This is a genomic window from Euzebya tangerina (genome assembly GCF_003074135.1).
Taxonomy (GTDB): Bacteria; Actinomycetota; Nitriliruptoria; order Euzebyales; family Euzebyaceae; genus Euzebya; species Euzebya tangerina.
This window is the reverse complement of sequence record NZ_PPDK01000001.1, coordinates 2,560,968-2,577,362: the sequence shown is the minus strand read 5'-3', so window position 1 is coordinate 2,577,362 and position 16,395 is coordinate 2,560,968. Positions and strand designations below refer to the sequence as shown.

Sequence of the window (16,395 nt, the reverse complement as noted above, 5' to 3'; positions counted from 1 at the left end):
TGGGCGGCTCTGGTGTGGGCGGTGGCTCCGTCAGAGCACGGGGACGTCGTTGACGGTGATCTTGAACTCGGCGCCAAGTGTCTGCCCGGCGCGACGGCACATGACCATCCGCTCCATGAAGATCTCGAAGTACTCGAAGACCGGCGTGACCGTCGTGTCGACCTCGAGCTCAAGGGTAAGGGTCTTGGTGGGCTGCAGCAGACGTGTTGGCAGCGGCGCGGCGGGGGGGTCGGCGGGGACGGCTGCGGCGTCTGTCTGATCCGGGTCGACGTCCTCCACGAGATCGGAGACCCGGAGGAAGGAGGACGTCACCGCGAAGTTGACGCGGTCGTGGATGTCAGCCTCGATGTCTCCGGTATCACGCACTCGCGAACGGTGGACGTCAGACTTGTCCGCCACGATGACCGCTGCGCTGACCGGACTGACGGCAACGCCGTACTGCTCCTCGTGGTTGCCGACGGCGCCCATGATCTGGGAGATGTCGCGAATCGGGACGTCCATCTCACGCAGGATCGTGAAGGCGATCAGACCGGATGACTGTCCGTGCTGCGCACGGCTGACCACGTTGCCGATGTCGTGGAGGTAGCCGGCCACCGCACCGAGTTCCGCGGTGTGGTCGTCGAAGTCGAGGTAGCGCAGGACGTTGTAGGCGATGTGCCCGACCAGGTTGGCGTGGCGGAAGCCGTGCTCGGTGAAGCCCTGACTGGCCAGGAACTCATCGGCCATCTCGAGCATGCCGGTCACCTCGGCGTGCTCTCGGACAGCCTGCAGCAGCGCGATCTTCGAGCGCGAGGGGAACGGCGCGGTGGGTTGGTCCTGCCCGTCGGGCAGGCGCCCGCCGAGCGGCACGCTGGCTGGCAGCAGTTCGGAGTCGATCGAGTTGTCCATGGCGAGGTGGTGGCGGGCGCCGCCGGGTGTCAGCGGTCGGAGCCGCCGTCCCGTGCCTCGTCCGCGTCGACGTCGTCCAGGTCGTCCAGATCGAAGTCGTCCAGGTCGATGTCGTCCAGATCGTCGTCGTCGAACTCGTCATCGAGGTCGTCGAACTCGTCATCCAAGTCATCCAGGGCCGTGGCGCTGGGGTCGGGGATGGACCGCGCGATGGCGTTGCGTGCCATCGTCACGACCACCCCGTCGCTGATCTCGACCTCGGCGGTCTCATCGGTCAGCCCGAGTATCTCACCGTGGAACCCGCCGATCGTGACCACGACGGCCCCGACTTCCAGGTTGCGGATCATGGTCTGCTGCTCCTGCTGCTTCTTGCGCTGCGGCCGGATCAGCAGCAGGTAGAAGAGGGCACCGACCAGGAGGAAGGGCAGGAAGCTGGCCAGACCGCCGCCGGCGGGTGCCGCCTCGCCGCCGTTCTCGGCGAGCAGGATGAGTCCGAATGTCATGGGTGAAGTACGCCTGATGAGGGGTGGGGCGGGCCACGGTAGCAGCGGAGTCCGGCATGGGCTTGCGGGTGGGAGCCCTGGACGCGCAGCTCGGTCGAGTGTGGGTGGACTTCTCCACGCGCAGGCGTGGGAAGTCCACCCACCAGGACCTGGTCAGCTGCCGAACAGCGTGGGGGGTTCGTCTCGGGTCGGGTCGAACGGCAGGTCCAGGTGGTCGTAGGCCTTGGCCGTCGCCACACGACCTCGGGGGGTTCGTGCCAACAGGCCCCGCTGGATGAGGAACGGCTCGACCACGTCCTCGACGGTGTCAGGCTGCTCCCCCACCGCAACCGCCAACGTCCCGAGGCCGACCGGGCCGCCGCCGAAGTCCTGGCACAGTCGGGTGAGGACCATCCGGTCCAGCTTGTCCAGGCCGGCCTGGTCCACCTCGAACAGCTCGAGTGCCGAGCCGGCGACCGCACCCGTCACCCGACCGTCGCTGCGAACCTCCGCGAAGTCCCTGACCCGCTTGAGCAGCCGGTTGGCGATGCGCGGTGTCCCGCGGCTCCGGAGGGCGATCTCGAGGGCACCGCCATCGTCGATCGGCACCCCGAGCACCCCAGCCGATCGGGTGACGATCTGCCGCAGGTCCTCCGCCGAGTAGAACTCCATCCGGGTGGCGAACCCGAAGCGATCTCGGAGCGGCCCGGTCAGCAGTCCCGTCCGGGTGGTGGCCCCGACCAACGTGAAGGCCGGCAGCGGCAGCCGGAAGGCCTTGGCGGCCGGCCCCTTGCCCACGACGATGTCCAGGACGAAGTCCTCCATCGCCGGGTAGAGGATCTCCTCGACAGCGCGGGGCAGCCGGTGGATCTCATCCAGGAACAGCACATCGCCCTGCTCCAGGTTGGTCAGGATCGCCGCCAGGTCACCGGGACGTTCGAGGGCCGGCCCGCTGGTGGCACGAAGGGCGGCATTCATCTCCACGGCGACGATGTGGGCCAACGACGTCTTCCCCAGCCCCGGCGGCCCACTGAACAGCAGGTGGTCCACGGCCGACCCGCGGCGCCGGGCGCCTTCCAGGATCAGCTCGAGCTGGCTCTTGAGCGTCGGCTGGCCCACGAACTCGCTGAGCTGGCGCGGGCGCAGCGAGGCATCGATGTCGACGTCGTCCTCCATCGGCGCCGGGTCGATCAGCGGGTCGTGGGCGCTGTCGCTCATGCGGTCTCACGCCCACGCCGAGCCGTCGGCTTCCGAGCCGGGGGGATTCGCAGCCGACTGCGCGAGCTCATGTGGTCGCCAGCCCGCGGAGCGCCAGCCGGATGAGCTCCTCCGCCTCGACATCGGTCGGCAGGCCGCGCAGGGCGTGCTCCACCTCGCCGGCGCCGTACCCGAGCGCGCCCAGAGCCTGCCGGGCCTCCGTCCGTGGGTCCTCGGCCTCGGGTGCGCCGCCGGGCAGGTCGGCCGTCGAGGACTCGGGGAGCGCCCCGACCTTGCTCCGCAGCTCGAGTACCAGCCGCTGCGCACCCTTCTTGCCCACCCCGGGGATGGCCGTCAACGCCGTGACGTCGTCGGCCACCACCGCGGTGCGCAGGCCGGAAGCACCCAACGTGTCGATGCCGGACAGCGCGATCTTGGGTCCGACGCCGGAGACCCCGAGCATGGTCGAGAACAGGTCTCGCTCGTCGGCCGAGACGAAGCCGTACAGATCCAGCGCGTCCTCGCGGACGACCTGGTGGGTGTGCAGCGTGATCTCCTCCCCCAGGCCGGCCAGGCGAGCGCCCGTCGGCACCCGGACGCGGTACCCGACGCCGGCCACGTCGATGATGGTCTCGCCCGGGCTGAGGTGGGCCACCACGCCCCGGAGCATGGCGATCATCCGACGGCCGTCCCCGTGTGCCGGTCGTGGGACCGCATGCGTGAGTTGACCCGGCCCTGGCGGGTGAGGTCACGCATGCGTCGGCGCACCCGGCGAGGAGACCTCACTGCCCGGTTCCCTTCGACGGCGTGGGACGCGGACGAGCTGGATCGACGGCCGTCAAGCCGGGACCGGCGGCGGCCAACGCCTCCGCCAGGCGAGAGGACATCCCCGTGGTCGTCGCCTGGTCGCCGGCTCGACCCTGGCCGCCGGAGCGTCTGCGGCGACCAAACCCAGGTTGCTGGAGGTGGCAGAGCCCGACGGCCATGGCGTCGGCTCGATCGGCGGGCGTCGGGGCGACGTCGAGGGTGAGCAGACGCTGGACCATGAAGGTCACCTGGTCCTTGTCGGCATCTCCGACCCCCGTGACGGCGGCCTTGACTTGGCTGGGGGTGTACTCGGCGACGGGAAGGTCGGCGTCCGCAGCCAGCAGGTGGACCAGCCCGACGACCTGCATGGCCCCGGTCCCTGTTCGGGCCTGCGCGTTGATGAAGACCCGTTCGACGGCCATCGAGGCGGGCCGGTGCGCGGTGACCAGCGCCCGCAGGCGAGCGTGGATGGCGTGGAGCCGACCCCCGAGGGCCATGTCGGCAGGGGTCCTCACCACCTCCGAGTCGACGACGGTGGCGCGGTGGCCCGGACCGTCGAGGATCGCGATGCCACACCGGGACAGGCCCGGGTCGACGCCAAGCACTCGATGCTCGAACATGTGTACGCACGGTAGCAGGCACTCGACGGTCGCCCGAGGAGGCCGGTCGGTCGGTCCGTCGCTCCTACGCGACGGCCTCCAGGATGTCGTCGGAGATGTCGTAGTTGGCGTAGATGTCCTGGACGTCGTCGGCGTCCTCGAGCGCATCGATGAGGCGCAGGACCTTCTTCGCGGACTCCTCGTCGGTCAGCGGCACCTGCACGGAGGGCAGCATGGTCGAGTCGGAGGAGGCGACGGTGATCCCCGCCTCCTCCAGGGCCTTGCGCAGCTGGATGACATCCTCGGGCTGGCAGGTGGCCGTGAAGGTCTCGCCGTCGGAGGTGACGTCCTCCAGACCGGCATCCAGACCGGCCATCAGCAGGTCGTCCTCCTCAACGCCGTCAGCGGGGACCTCGATGACCCCGGTCCGGGTGAAGAGGTAGTTGACCGCACCCGGCTCGGCCAGCGAGCCGCCGTGCTTGGTGAACGCGCTGCGCACGTCGGCCGCGGCACGGTTGCGGTTGTCGGTGAGGCACTGGACGTACAGCGCCACCCCACCGGGCGCATAGCCCTCGTAGTAGACGGTCTCCCAGTCGGCACCCCCACCCTCCTTGCCGGCGGCGCGATCGAGCGCGCGCTGGATGTTGTCCTTGGGCACGGAGGCGTCCTTGGCCTTCTGCACCATGGTGGCCAGCGTGGGGTTCATGTCCGGGTCGGCACCGCCGTCCCGCGCTGCCGCCTCGATCGCCTTGATGAGCCGCGCGAACAGCTTTCCGCGCTTGGCATCGTTGGCGCCCTTCTTCCGCTTGATGGTCGCCCATTTGCTGTGGCCTGACATGGCTCTCCCTTCGTCTGTCCTGTCGCTGCCCGGAGACCGGCTGCTAGCTACTGACCATTCCGATGAACTCCTGGTGGAGCCGGGGGTCATCGGTCAGCTCGGGATGGAACGAACTTGCCAGCAGTGGTCCCTGTCGGCAGACGACGATGGTATCGCCGACGCAGGCCAGGACCTCCACGTCGGGGCCGGCACGCTCGATGATCGGGGCCCGGATGAACACGGCGTGGATGGGACCGCCGTCGATGCCCTCCACGTGGAGGTCGGCCTCGAAGCTGTCGACCTGCCGGCCGAAGGCGTTGCGTCGGACCGTGGTGTCCATGGCGCCGAGCAGGTGCTGCTCGGAGACGGTGCCGTCGTGGTGGAGCGCCTCGCGGGCGAGCAGGATCGCGCCGGCGCACGTCCCGAAGACCCCGAGACCGTCGGCGATGGCTGCCGTCAGCGGCTCCAGCAGCTCGAACCGCGCCAGCAGCTTCCCGATCGTCGTGGACTCTCCACCGGGGATGATCAGCCCATCCACCTCGGCGAACTGGTGGGCGTGCTTGACCGACACCCCCTCCGCACCGCACCGGTCCAGGATGGCGAGATGCTCGGCCACGTCCCCCTGCAGGCCCAGCACGCCGATGGTCGTCACCCGCGGCAGGGTAAACGCACCGCTCGTCGGGGACACGCTGGCGCCTCGGGGCATTATGCTGCCGGTCCGATGAAGACGCTGACCGTCTCCCGCCCGCAGCCGATCAAGATCCTGTCGATCCTCTCCCTCGGTCTGATCATCGCGTGGGCGGCCAGCACGGGGGAGGTCGATCGCTTCGGGGTGCTCGTGTACCCGGCCATCATCGGGTTGCAGACGGCACGGGAGTGGAGCTGGCAGCTCACCGTGACGGCAGCGGGGCTGCACGAGCGGCAGGGCATCGGCTCCCCACGCGAGTTCACCTGGTCACAGGTGGAGTCGGTCATCATGCCCGACAGCGCCTGGTGGCGGATCAACCCGGTCCTGAGGATTGCCGAGGCACCCAACATCCAGATGACGGCTGCGGAGGGCACTGACGCGGTCCTGAAGCTGGCGCAGCGCAAGGGCAAGCCCATCGAGGGTTCGATCGAGTCGATCTCGGTCGGCCGCTCCACGCTGCCGTGGGCGATCCTCCTGGGTCTGACGCTGATGCTGCTGGCCGGCCAGCTCTCGGGCGCGGCCTGAGCCGGTCTGAAGCGGCCAGCCTGCCCGCTACCAGCCGCGGTGGGCCAGCTTCTCCGACTCCGGCAGGGTGTCGATGTTGATGCCGACCATCGCCTCTCCGAGCCCCCGCGACACCTTGGCGATGACGTCCGGGTCGCGCGAGTACGTCGTGGCCTGCACGATGGCCTTGGCGCGTTCGGACGGATTACCTGACTTGAAGATGCCCGAGCCGACGAAGACGCCGTCAGCCCCGAGCTGCATCATCATCCCGGCATCCGCTGGGGTTGCGATGCCGCCGGCCGTGAAGAGCACGACGGGAAGCCGTCCGGTCTCGGCGACCTCGTGGACCAGGTCGAGGGGAGCCTGCAGCTCCTTGGCCTCGGCGTAGAGCTCCTCCGGGCTGAGGCGCGTGAGCCGGCGAACGGCGCTGGTGATCGACCGCATGTGCCGCGTGGCCTCGACCACGTTGCCGGTACCGGCCTCACCCTTGGAGCGGATCATGGCGGCTCCCTCGGCGATCCGTCGAAGGGCCTCGCCGAGGTTCGTGGCCCCACAGACGAACGGGACGGTGAACTCGTGCTTGTTGATGTGGTGGGCTTCATCGGCCGGGGTCAGCACCTCGGACTCATCGACGTAGTCGACACCGAGCGACTGCAGGACCTGTGCCTCGACGAAGTGCCCGATGCGGGCCTTGGCCATCACCGGGATCGAGACGGCGTCGATGATCCCGTCGATCATGTCGGGGTCGCTCATGCGGGCAACACCGCCTTCGACCCGGATGTCTGCGGGGACCCGTTCGAGGGCCATGACCGCAACAGCGCCGGCGTCCTCGGCGATCTTGGCCTGCTCGGGGTTGATGACGTCCATGATGACGCCGCCCTTGAGCATGTCGGCCAGTCCGCGCTTCACCCGGCTGGTCCCCGTCGTGCCCGGTGCAGGCGACGGTGATGTCTGAGGTGTGGTCTCGCTCATGCCAGCAAGCGTACCCAGCCGTCCTGGGGCCACTCACGACGGCCAATCCGGCCCGGGCGCCGGATCGGGACCACGAACCGGGCGGTCACTCGTTCGGCGGTCACTCGTCCGGCGATGGAGTGGGGCGTGGTGCATCCGCGCTGACCGGCCCTTCGGGCGCGCCGTCGACCTCGAATCGGGTCGGCTGCAGCTCGACCCAGGTCTGCCCCGGGGCCAGTGGGAAGGGTTCCCCGGCCTCGTCCAGCCACTCGAACTGGGCCTCACGGGACGTCTTGCGCCACGACCCCTCGAACAGCTGGCCGTCGCGGAGGAACACGGCCGAACCCTCGCCGATCACCCGCACCGAGACGGTGCCGGAGTTGTTGACGTCGACGCCCCCACCCGAGCCCACACCGACGCTGGCGTAGACGACGTTGGCCGCCGACACCTGCGTTCCGTCCGCCGTGAGGTGGCGGGTGCCGTTCTGGCCTCGCTCGAACACCCCGTCGGCCGGTCGCCAGGCCCAGGAGTGGGCGGCGTCGTCGGAGAACCGTGCCTCCACCGCAGGGGTGGCCACGCCGCCCTCGGGGCGCTTGGCGTCGATCGGCCAGGGCTGGATGGCGGAGGGGGCATCAGAGCCGGCATCCCAAAGCTGCCGAGCGATCGCGTTCAAGTTGTGTGGCGCCGCCCGGTCGTCGACGCGGTAGATGGCGCCGCCGGCCTGGCCCTCCTCGAAGACCTGGAGTCCGGCCCCGAACAGCACGCTGTAGGTGGGGCCGGCGGCGCCGGAGATGCCCAGGATTCCCAGGAACGGCGGGAAGAGGTCGGCGTCGACGTCGCGACCTGATCGAACCGGGCCGACCTCGTCTGGATCGACGGAGTGGTAGACGCCGAGGAACCGGGTCAGCCCTCCCTCGACCAGCTCCTCGAAGACGATGTCGGCGTGGTCCAGTCCGATCTGTGGTCGGGCGGCCGGTGAGTTGTCGATCTTGATGCCAAGTGCCGGCAGCCCGACCCGGTCACCGTCCTCGCCCGGCGCGCCGGTCAGCGGGAAGATGACCGGCTCCGGTGTGGGGGTCGGCGTCGGTGTGGGGGTCGGCGTCGGTGTGGGGCTCGGCGTCGGCGCCTCGATCGTAGTCGGGGTGGCCTCGACGACCGGTTCCGGCTCGTCACCGGTGCAGGCGGCAGCCGCCAGCGCCAGGACGAGCAGGACAGCAAGAAGCGATCTGGATGCAGCAGTCACCATGGGCACAGACTACGAGGCCTCGGCCGCCGCAGGCGCTTACGAATCGGGTTGCTGCGACTGTTCCGCAACGAAGTTGCGATGCACGCGGTGGTACATCTCCTCGACCTTGGCCCCGACGACGGACCAGGAGAACTCCGACGCCGTCCGACGCCCCTCGGCGCCCATGGCGGCGCGCAGCTTGGGGTTGACCAGCAGTGTGCGGAGCGCCTCGGCCAACTTCACGGCGTCGTCGGGCGGGACCATCCGCCCCTGCACGCCATCGGTCATGACGGTGCGGTAGCCCGGGATGCTGCTGGCCACCACGGGCAGACCGGCGGCCATCCCCTCCAACAGGACGATGCCGAAGGACTCACCACCGTGCGCCGGCGAGACGAACACGTCGGCGGAGGCGTGATAGCGAGGCAGCACGTCATGGGAGACCGAGCCGACGAAGAGCACTTCGGTGCGCAGGGACGGCGGGACCAGCGACTGACAACGCTCGCGTTCGGGTCCCTCACCGACGACGCACAGCCGCAGGTGTTGTCCGTCCGCACGGAGTCGCAAGACGGCCTTGATCAGCGTCTCGAGCCCCTTGCGGCGTTCGAGGCGGCCCACGAAGAGCAGCAGCGGACGGTCGGGATCGACCAGCTGGGGTATGGCCTCGGCACTGGCGAAGCGCACATCGTCGACCCCGTTCGGCAGGATCTCGAAGGACCTCGCCGGCACCTTGATGGCCTGGCTGGCGTAGGTCTGGGCCGAGGGTGAGACAGCGACGCGGACCTTCAGGTCGGCCACGATCTTGCGGATGAAGGGAGCCGTCAGGCGGTAGATCCGGTCCGAGTCGGACCAGGCGTGGAACGTCCCGATCTTCGGCATCGGCCCGGCAACCGTGGCGGCCATCGACACCCACGGGGCCAGGGGTTCGTGGATGTGGGTGATGTGCGGGTCGTACTCCATGAGCCGCTGCTTCATCCGGTAGATGACCCGCGGCCCCAGGCCGACCGGGGCCACGGAGGAGTTGTAGCGGATCGGCACGGGCCGGCCGACGTGTTCGACCAGCGCGTCGACGCCGTCCTGCGCCAGCCGGCCGCTGGTCGGGGCGAAGATGCGAACCTCGTGCCGGGCCATCAGGTACTCGGCCAGGTTGGCAACGTGAGCCTTGACCCCACCCGGCTTGCTCCAGTCGTAGGGGCAGACGAGCGCGACCTTCATCTCCGGTCCGCCTCGAAGATGGGCTGGAAGGCGTGCCACTGGGCCGGGTCCAGCCGGATGAGGTCCTCCAGTGCCCTGGCAGTCCGTTGCACACCGTCCGCCAGGTCCAGGCCGACGGTGTCAAATGGCTCGAGGACCTGCAGGTGGTAGCGCATGTTCGGCCGGTGGAGCATGGTGATCGGGACGATCTTCGATCCCGTGGCTGCGCTCAGCCGCGCGGGACCGACGGGGATTCGGGCGGGCTCTCCGAAGAAGTCGACCAGGGGGGCCCGTCCTGACAGATCGCGGTCGCTGAGCAGCCCGACCAGGTGGTTGGCCGCCAGGACCTCCTTGAGTCGCGCGTCCAGATTCTCCCCTCGCCGGAGCGGCACGATCTCGAGACCGATGGCCTCCCGCATCGTCACGAACTTCCTGAAGAGGCGACGCGGCCGCAGCACCTCCGCCACGCAGGCCAGGTGGTAGCCGTGGCTCTCGGCCCAGCGAGCGGCGATGTCCCACGAGCCGTGATGGGCCAGCAGGATGATCGCGCCGCGTCCCTCCGCAAGGACCCCGTCGAGGTGCTCGAACCCGCCGGCGGTGGTCCGTCGGTCCAGGTCGTCGGGGTCGATGTCGGCGGTGCGGAACGCCTCCATGTAGTAGCGGGCGTAGGACGCATAGGCGCGGGTCACGGCATCCCCGAGATCGGGACCGGGGACCACTCGCGCGAGGTTCCGCCGGATCATGGCGCCGTGGTGACCGCGTCGGAGGGATGCCCAGGTGTCGGCGGTCAGTCCACCGCTACGCGCAAGACCGAAGGCCAGCGGGCCAGGGAGGGACCGTGCCGCCTCCCACAGGCCACCCCAGAGGTGGCCACCGACCTGCTGGGCGGTCGTCTCCGGGGTTCGGGGCGCGGGCACCCGGTCGGCGGCGCCGTGATTGCGGTCCACGGGCTCGCCCGCTCGGCCACTCCCCCGGTAGGTGTAGGAGCCGTCGGGCTGGGGCCCGAAGTCCGTCCGGGGGGCCGGCGGAAGGCCGCTGACCAGCGGCGTTGGGTCAGCGGTCCGAGCACTCATCGGTGCCAGAGACTAGCGATTGCGCCCGCGGTGACGGAACTGGCTACCAGGATGTGGCGATGTACTGGGTCTCGCAGAACTCGTAGATCCCGTCGGTGGAGCCTTCGCGGCCCAGTCCGGATTGCTTCATCCCGCCGAACGGAGCGGCAGGGTCGCTGACCAGTCCGCGGTTGAGCCCGATCATGCCGGCTCGGATCCGTTCGCTGACGGCGAGTCCCCGACGCAGGTCCTCGGTGTACACGTAGCCGGTAAGGCCCATCTCGGTGTCGTTGGCCATCTCGATGACGGCATCGGTGTCCTCGAAGGGGATCACGGGAGCCACGGGGCCGAAGATCTCCGTCCGAGCGATGGACGAGGCATGCCCGACCTCCCCGAGGACCGTCGGGTTGAAGAAGTGGCCGGGCCGATCCGGCACCCCCCCGCCCGTCAGCACACGCGCCCCGTCATCTCGTGCCTCCTCGACCAGCGTGACCATCCGTTGGACGGCCTCGGCGTCGATGAGCGGCCCACACGTCGTGGCGTCGTCGGCTCCGGGGCCGATCTGGACCTCTGCCATGGCGGCCGCGAAGCGCTCCGCGAAGTCGGTGGCCACCGACCGATGGGCGTAGAACCGGTTCGCGGCCGTGCAGGTCTCAGCGGAGTGGCGCATCTTGGCGAGCATCGCGCCCTCGACCGCCGCGTCGAGGTCGGCGTCGTCGAAGACGATGAAGGGCGCATTGCCACCCAACTCCATCACCGTCTTCAGCACCCGGTCCGCCGCGCGGCGGAGCAGGACCCGACCGACCTCGGTGGAGCCGGTGAACGAGACCATCCGAACCGGCTCCTGGTCGACGCAGGTGTCGAACCAGCCGGCGGAGTCCGCTGTCGGAACGACGTTCACCAGGCCGTCCGGCACGCCGGCATCGCCGAGCAGTTCGCCGATGCGGAGGGCCGTGAGCGGGGTCTGGGCCGGTGGTTTGATCACGACACCGTTGCCGGCGCCCAGCGCCGGCGCGAGTTTGCGCGTGATCATCGCAGCCGGGAAGTTCCAGGGGGTGATCATGGCGACCACCCCGATCGGCGGGTGGTGCACCAGGATGCGGTTGGTGCCCGACGGTGCGACGCCCAACTCGCCGCGCAGGCGGACGGTCTCCTCGGCGTTCCAGCGGAAGAACTCCGCGGCGTAGGCCACCTCACCTCGGGCGTCAGCGAGCGGCTTGCCGTTCTCCGCCGTGATGAGGTCGGCCAACTCCTCCTGGGCGTCGGTCATCAACTGCCAGACGCGTCGCAGGGTCTCGGCTCGGTCGCGGGGGGCGGTGGCTGCCCACTGGGACTGGGCCACGTGCGCTCGCGCCACCGCGGTGACCACGTCGGCGGGGCCACCCGCCGCCACCTCCGCGATGGTCTCGCCGGTGGCCGGGTCCTCGACCGGCATCGTGCTGCCGTCGGCAGCGTCGGTGAAGTCTCCGCCGATCAACATCTGGGTCTGCATGTCGCAACCCTCTCCGGTAGGGGGTGAGCACGAACATCTCAGCGCTCGTCGGACGTCCGCTCGTCGGCGCGCTCCCTGGCCTGGGACATCACCGCATGCAGGCGCTGCGCGATCGTGATGGCGCCCCCGACCGCCAGCAGCCAGGCCCCCCAGCCGAGGAACCCGTAGCCGAGGGCGGGGAGGATGATGGCGACTCGCTCGGGCCGCTCGATCAGGCCGACCGTCGCGTCGAAGCCGAGCGACTCGGCCTTGGCGCGGATGTAGGAGGTGATCAGTGCGGTGGCGAACGCGATCATCACGCCGGTGAAGACCAGCGGCTGGTCGCGGGCGACCCAGGCGCAGGCGGCGAAGATCGTCGCATCCGCAACCCGGTCGGCGACGGAGTCGTAGAAGGCCCCCATCTCCGTCTGCGAATCCGTCAGACGGGCAACCGTCCCGTCGAAGGCATCCAGGATCGTCGCGAAGGCCACGATCCACCCGCCGAGGACCGGACGGCCGAGCAGGAGGATGGTGATGCCGAGGATGACCCCGAGCAGTCCGAGCGTCGTGATCCCGTTCGGCGTCAGGCCGGCACGCGCCAGACCTCGACCGATCGGCAGGACGACCTTGTCGGTGGAGGTGCGGAAGTAGGCGTTGACGGCCATCGGCGGCGGCGTGGGGCTACAGGTCGGTGACGATGATGGCGAACGAGCCCTCATCGCCCGCGAACCCGTCGACCCGGGCCTCGTAGGTCCCGGGCTGGAGCGTCATGTTGATTCGCGAGTCGAGCCCGAACCCGATGTCGCTGTCGTCGTTCTCGGCGATGAGGTTGCCGGACTCATCGCGCAGTTCGAGGACGGGATCGAACCCGCTGTCGCCGAGGACGTCGATCTGGACGGGGCCGACTGTTTCGACGATGAAGGAGAACGACTGGGAGTCGTCGGAGCCGCCCACCGAGCCGCCGCTGTCCAGCAGTCGAGGGCCGTCGGGGATGTTCGCCGAGCCGGCGTCGAAGTCGAAGTCCTCGAACTGGACGACGGCGTCCTCCACGACATCGCCGGCCCGATTGACCAGGAAGACCACACCGATGACAGCGATGAGGACCAGGACACCGAGCACACCGAGGACGATGAGGACGACCTTCGTCCCAGAGCCCGACTTCTGCGGGGGCTGACCGAGGCCTGGCTGACTGAACCCCGGCTGACTGAACCCCGGCTGTCCGAATGCAGGCTGGCCGTAGCCCGGCGGTGCCGTGCCTGGCTGGGAGTAGCCCTGCTGGGGGTAGCCCTGCTGGGAATAGCCCTGCTGGGGGTAGCCCTGCTGGCCGAAGCCGGACTGGCCGTACCCAGGCGGCGCTGGCGGTGGGCCCGAGGGTGGCGGCCCGGCCTGTGGCGGGTTGGGTGGCAACTGGCCGACACCGCCCTGGCCCGACCACCCTGATGGTGCCTGGCCGGACTGGCCGAAGGGGTCCTGGCCGGACTGGCCGAAGCCGGACTGGCCGGGCTCGCCAGACGCGGGCTGCGCCGGGGGCAGTGACCAACCGGCGGTCGCAGCCGGGTCGGGGAACGACGAGTTGTCCTGCGGGGAGGGTGGCTCAGCGGCAGCCGGCTGACTGGGCGGCTCAGCCGCGTCGTCCGAGGACGGCCCGGCGACCGGATCGGGTTCGGCGCCGCTGTCGTCCCAGCCGCGAGACCAGTCGTCGGAGGGTCCCTCAGGTGTCTCACTCATCGGGGTCAGTGTACGGGGGACCGGTCGCGTGATCGCCGGTACCGGGTCCGACCGCTACTCCGGCTGGGGGCCAACCGTCCGGGAGGCCACTTCGGCGGCGAGTTCGTCCGCGAACTCGTCCAGGGGGACTCCCTTGCGCTGGTCGCCGTACCGCGGGCGGATCGACACCGTCCGCTCCTCCGCCTCGTTGTCCCCCACGATGAGCATGTAGGGGACCTTGTTGCCCTGGTGCTTGCGGATCTTGTTGCCCATCGAGTCCTCGCCGACGTCGACCTCTGCGCGAAGGCCCGCGCCGCGGAGCGAGTCGGCGACCGTCGCCGCGTAGTCCAGGTGGCTGTCGGAGATCGGGATGACCACGGCCTGGCGCGGCGCAAGCCAGGTCGGGAAGGCTCCGCCGTAGTGCTCCAGCAGCACGCCGAAGAAGCGGTCGACGGATCCGAGCAGGGCGCGGTGGACCATGTACGGCTGCTGCGCCTCCCCGCCCGAGGCGGTGTAGGTCAGGCCGAACCGCTCCGGCAGGTTGAAGTCGATCTGCACGGTGGTCAGCTGCCACGCCCGCCCGATCGCGTCGGTGACCTGCATGTCGATCTTCGGACCGTAGAAGGCCCCCTCACCCTCGTCCACGACGTACTCCAGGCCCGAGCGGTCGAGTGCCTCCCGCAGTGCGCTCTCGGCGTGCGCCCAGCCCTCGTCGGTCCCGACGGTCTCGGCTTTGGCCGGCCGCGTCGACAGGGCGACGCGACTGGGCCCGTCGAAGCCGAAGTCGCGGTACACGTCTAGGGCGAACTCGACGCACGCCAGCGCCTCGTCGACCAACTGCTCGCCGGTGCAGAAGATGTGGGAGTCGTCCTGGGTGAAGCCCCGGGCCCGCATGAGACCGTGGATGACGCCCGAACGCTCGTAGCGATAGACGGTCCCGAGTTCGGCCAGCCGGAGCGGCAACTCCCGGTAGGAGCGGCCCCGCGACCGGTAGATCAGGACGTGGAACGGGCAGTTCATCGGCTTGGGGTAGTAGTCCGTCCCGGTGCCGGCCTCGCCGCTGGAGGAGGCGTCCATCTCCATCGGGGGGTACATCCCGTCGGCGTAGAAGCCGAGGTGCCCACTGGTCTCCCAGAGCAGCGACTTGCCGATGTGCGGGGTGTAGGCCGGTTGGTAGCCCCGCCGCCGGACCGCATCCCGGATGTAGTCCTCGATCTCCTGCCGGACGATCGCCCCGTCCGGGTGCCACACGGCAAGACCGGCACCCAACTCGTCGGGGAAGCTGATCAGGTCCAACTCACGGCCGAGCTTGCGGTGATCGCGCTTGCGGGCCTCCTCCTGCTGGGCGAGGAACGCCTTCAGGGCCTTCTTCGACTCCCACGCGGTGCCGTAGATCCGCTGGAGCATCTTGTTCTTCTCATCACCCCGCCAGTAGGCGCCGGCGACGCGCTGCAGCGTGAAGGCCGGAATCCACTTCGTGGTGGGCACGTGGGGGCCGCGGCAGAGGTCCTGCCAGTACCCCGGCCCCTCCCCCGCAGCGCCCTCCGGTTTGGTGTTGCGGTAGATCGTGATGCCCGACTCGCCGGCGGGGGCCGTCGGGTCGTCGGCCGCGGCCTCGCCGTCGGTGATGATCTCGACCTTGTACGGGTTGCCCGAGAAGGCTTCCAGCGCCTCGTCGGTGGACACCTCCAGCCGCTCGAACGGCTGATCCTCGCGGACGATCTGGACCATCCGACCCTCGATCTTGGTCAGGTCCTCCTCGGTGAACGGCTCGGCCGGGTCGAAGTCGTAGTAGAAGCCGTTCTCGACGGGCGGCCCGATGCCGAAGTTGGTACCCGGGAACAGGTCGGTCACGGCCTGCGCCATGACGTGGGCGGTCGAGTGCCGGATGATGAAACGACCGTCGTCGGAGTCCGCGGGGATGGGCCGAACGACCTGGCCGTCCTCGACCGGGGTGTCGAGGTCGACCATGGCGTCATCGACGTGGGCCGCCACCACCATGCCCCGGATCGCACCCAGAGCCTTCAGCGCGTCCTGGGCCGTCGTCCCGGGGGTGACCTGGACAGTTGTCTCCTCCGGTCCGTACACCCTGATGACTTCTGACACGCCATGCACTCCTTGGATTCTTCTGGCTGCGCCGCGCAGCGGTGTCCCCCACGGCCCGACCAAGGGTAGCGAGCTGCCGGCTGTAACCCTCGGTCCACAACGCGCTGGTCCGCCGCTGTTCCAGGTTGACTCAGAGTTGATTGCTCCATACTCTGTGGATGGCTCGGTCGCATAACTAGTCTCGATCGACTACTTCCAGTGGGGGAAGCATATCCAGAATGGCAGTCGGCATGGTGTGTTTCGTTCTGTTCTGCATTGCACTGCCGGCGTCGGCCCAGGGAGGACTCACCGTGGTCGAAGCCGCCCCAACAGGCGTGGACGTGCCCCGGACGAATCGGGTGATCGTCCAGTTCTCGGAAGCCCTCGATCCGGCGACAGTCACCGACCAGTCGGTCCGAGTTGAGACCGAGTTCGGGGACAGCCATTCGGGCTCATCAATGGTCACCCAGGACCCAGCCGTTGTCGAGGTCGTTATCGAGGCCCGCCCGTGGAGCAGACCATACGACATCGTGGTCGAGGGCTCGGTGGCTGCCGCTTCGGGAGAGGCACTCGGAACGGAGTTCCGTGCCTCGGTGTCGTTTGTCGATGTCCTGCGATCTCCTGAAGTCATCACGACTGAGACGACCGATCGTGGCGTCGGGCTCAGATGGCCCGACTGGACCGACAGCGCCGTTGCGGGATGGCATGTCGAACGCGCAGACACGTCAACT

The 16,395-nt window shown here is 69.3% G+C and carries 16 protein-coding genes; 1 reads left to right on the top strand and 15 read right to left on the bottom strand.

Going from position 1 to position 16,395, the window contains the following annotated elements; translation table 11 throughout:
- Window positions 1–30: 30 nt before the first annotated feature.
- From C1746_RS11895 to pdxT, 7 genes are all read right to left on the bottom strand, one after another.
- Window positions 31–888: a hypothetical protein gene (locus tag C1746_RS11895; protein WP_205711826.1), complete on the bottom strand. Its 858-nt coding sequence runs from the start codon at window positions 886–888 to the stop codon at window positions 31–33.
- A 29-nt stretch (window positions 889–917) separates the two neighbouring features.
- The gene (yajC, locus tag C1746_RS11890; protein WP_116714782.1) at window positions 918–1,391 is read right to left on the bottom strand and encodes a preprotein translocase subunit YajC; all 474 of its coding nucleotides are present in this window, start codon (window positions 1,389–1,391) and stop codon (window positions 918–920) included.
- A gap of 153 nt (window positions 1,392–1,544) precedes the next feature.
- Entirely contained in the window at window positions 1,545–2,588 is a 1,044-nt protein-coding gene (gene ruvB / locus C1746_RS11885; RefSeq protein WP_116714781.1) for a Holliday junction branch migration DNA helicase RuvB, read from the bottom strand.
- A gap of 67 nt (window positions 2,589–2,655) precedes the next feature.
- A complete protein-coding gene (gene ruvA, locus C1746_RS11880; protein WP_116714780.1) occupies window positions 2,656–3,246 on the bottom strand; it encodes a Holliday junction branch migration protein RuvA in 591 nt (196 codons plus the stop codon).
- A 103-nt stretch (window positions 3,247–3,349) separates the two neighbouring features.
- Window positions 3,350–3,994: a crossover junction endodeoxyribonuclease RuvC gene (gene ruvC / locus C1746_RS11875; RefSeq protein ID WP_116714779.1), complete on the bottom strand. Its 645-nt coding sequence runs from the start codon at window positions 3,992–3,994 to the stop codon at window positions 3,350–3,352.
- A 64-nt stretch (window positions 3,995–4,058) separates the two neighbouring features.
- On the bottom strand, window positions 4,059–4,811 hold the full coding sequence (locus C1746_RS11870) for a YebC/PmpR family DNA-binding transcriptional regulator (RefSeq protein WP_116714778.1): 753 nt from the start codon (window positions 4,809–4,811) through the stop codon (window positions 4,059–4,061).
- Window positions 4,812–4,854: 43 nt separating this feature from the next.
- A complete protein-coding gene (gene pdxT, locus C1746_RS11865) occupies window positions 4,855–5,496 on the bottom strand; it encodes a pyridoxal 5'-phosphate synthase glutaminase subunit PdxT (protein WP_116714777.1) in 642 nt (213 codons plus the stop codon).
- Between the two features lie 15 nt (window positions 5,497–5,511).
- Here pdxT and C1746_RS11860 point away from each other — a divergent pair, with 15 nt between their 5' ends.
- A complete protein-coding gene (locus C1746_RS11860) occupies window positions 5,512–6,003 on the top strand; it encodes a hypothetical protein (RefSeq protein ID WP_116714776.1) in 492 nt (163 codons plus the stop codon).
- 27 nt (window positions 6,004–6,030) lie between these two features.
- Here the strand turns inward: C1746_RS11860 and pdxS are convergent, their stop codons facing one another.
- The 8 genes from pdxS to thrS all read right to left on the bottom strand — a co-directional run bounded on the left by pdxS (window position 6,031) and on the right by thrS (window position 15,580).
- Window positions 6,031–6,954: a pyridoxal 5'-phosphate synthase lyase subunit PdxS gene (gene pdxS / locus C1746_RS11855; protein WP_116714775.1), complete on the bottom strand. Its 924-nt coding sequence runs from the start codon at window positions 6,952–6,954 to the stop codon at window positions 6,031–6,033.
- Window positions 6,955–7,054: 100 nt separating this feature from the next.
- On the bottom strand, window positions 7,055–8,179 hold the full coding sequence (locus C1746_RS11850; protein ID WP_116714774.1) for a DUF3048 domain-containing protein: 1,125 nt from the start codon (window positions 8,177–8,179) through the stop codon (window positions 7,055–7,057).
- Window positions 8,180–8,215: 36 nt separating this feature from the next.
- Window positions 8,216–9,370 (bottom strand): glycosyltransferase family 4 protein, encoded by a 1,155-nt coding sequence (locus C1746_RS11845; protein WP_116714773.1) that lies wholly within the window; start codon window positions 9,368–9,370, stop codon window positions 8,216–8,218.
- Entirely contained in the window at window positions 9,367–10,422 is a 1,056-nt protein-coding gene (locus C1746_RS11840) for a phosphatidylinositol mannoside acyltransferase (protein WP_116714772.1), read from the bottom strand. Before C1746_RS11840 ends, C1746_RS11845 begins: the two co-directional genes overlap by 4 nt.
- Before the next feature lie 43 nt (window positions 10,423–10,465).
- The gene (locus C1746_RS11835; protein WP_116714771.1) at window positions 10,466–11,893 is read right to left on the bottom strand and encodes an NAD-dependent succinate-semialdehyde dehydrogenase; all 1,428 of its coding nucleotides are present in this window, start codon (window positions 11,891–11,893) and stop codon (window positions 10,466–10,468) included.
- A 38-nt stretch (window positions 11,894–11,931) separates the two neighbouring features.
- Window positions 11,932–12,537, bottom strand: a complete 606-nt coding sequence (locus C1746_RS11830) for a CDP-alcohol phosphatidyltransferase family protein (RefSeq protein ID WP_162867665.1) — start codon at window positions 12,535–12,537, stop codon at window positions 11,932–11,934.
- A gap of 16 nt (window positions 12,538–12,553) precedes the next feature.
- A complete protein-coding gene (locus C1746_RS11825) occupies window positions 12,554–13,600 on the bottom strand; it encodes a DVUA0089 family protein (RefSeq protein WP_116714769.1) in 1,047 nt (348 codons plus the stop codon).
- A gap of 54 nt (window positions 13,601–13,654) precedes the next feature.
- Entirely contained in the window at window positions 13,655–15,580 is a 1,926-nt protein-coding gene (gene thrS / locus C1746_RS11820) for a threonine--tRNA ligase (protein WP_414627972.1), read from the bottom strand.
- Window positions 15,581–16,395: the final 815 nt, after the last annotated feature.

Bases quoted from the DNA above. Each gene is read 5' to 3' on its own strand.
- C1746_RS11895 (WP_205711826.1), bottom strand. From the start codon at position 888: ATGGACAACTCGATCGACTCCGAACTGCTGCCAGCCAGCGTGCCGCTC.
- yajC (WP_116714782.1), bottom strand. From the start codon at position 1,391: ATGACATTCGGACTCATCCTGCTCGCCGAGAACGGCGGCGAGGCGGCA.
- ruvB (WP_116714781.1), bottom strand. From the start codon at position 2,588: ATGAGCGACAGCGCCCACGACCCGCTGATCGACCCGGCGCCGATGGAG.
- ruvA (WP_116714780.1), bottom strand. From the start codon at position 3,246: ATGATCGCCATGCTCCGGGGCGTGGTGGCCCACCTCAGCCCGGGCGAG.
- ruvC (WP_116714779.1), bottom strand. From the start codon at position 3,994: ATGTTCGAGCATCGAGTGCTTGGCGTCGACCCGGGCCTGTCCCGGTGT.
- C1746_RS11870 (WP_116714778.1), bottom strand. From the start codon at position 4,811: ATGTCAGGCCACAGCAAATGGGCGACCATCAAGCGGAAGAAGGGCGCC.
- pdxT (WP_116714777.1), bottom strand. From the start codon at position 5,496: ATGCCCCGAGGCGCCAGCGTGTCCCCGACGAGCGGTGCGTTTACCCTG.
- C1746_RS11860 (WP_116714776.1), top strand. From the start codon at position 5,512: ATGAAGACGCTGACCGTCTCCCGCCCGCAGCCGATCAAGATCCTGTCG.
- pdxS (WP_116714775.1), bottom strand. From the start codon at position 6,954: ATGAGCGAGACCACACCTCAGACATCACCGTCGCCTGCACCGGGCACG.
- C1746_RS11850 (WP_116714774.1), bottom strand. From the start codon at position 8,179: ATGGTGACTGCTGCATCCAGATCGCTTCTTGCTGTCCTGCTCGTCCTG.
- C1746_RS11845 (WP_116714773.1), bottom strand. From the start codon at position 9,370: ATGAAGGTCGCGCTCGTCTGCCCCTACGACTGGAGCAAGCCGGGTGGG.
- C1746_RS11840 (WP_116714772.1), bottom strand. From the start codon at position 10,422: ATGAGTGCTCGGACCGCTGACCCAACGCCGCTGGTCAGCGGCCTTCCG.
- C1746_RS11835 (WP_116714771.1), bottom strand. From the start codon at position 11,893: ATGCAGACCCAGATGTTGATCGGCGGAGACTTCACCGACGCTGCCGAC.
- C1746_RS11830 (WP_162867665.1), bottom strand. From the start codon at position 12,537: ATGGCCGTCAACGCCTACTTCCGCACCTCCACCGACAAGGTCGTCCTG.
- C1746_RS11825 (WP_116714769.1), bottom strand. From the start codon at position 13,600: ATGAGTGAGACACCTGAGGGACCCTCCGACGACTGGTCTCGCGGCTGG.
- thrS (WP_414627972.1), bottom strand. From the start codon at position 15,580: ATGGTGGTGGCGGCCCACGTCGATGACGCCATGGTCGACCTCGACACC.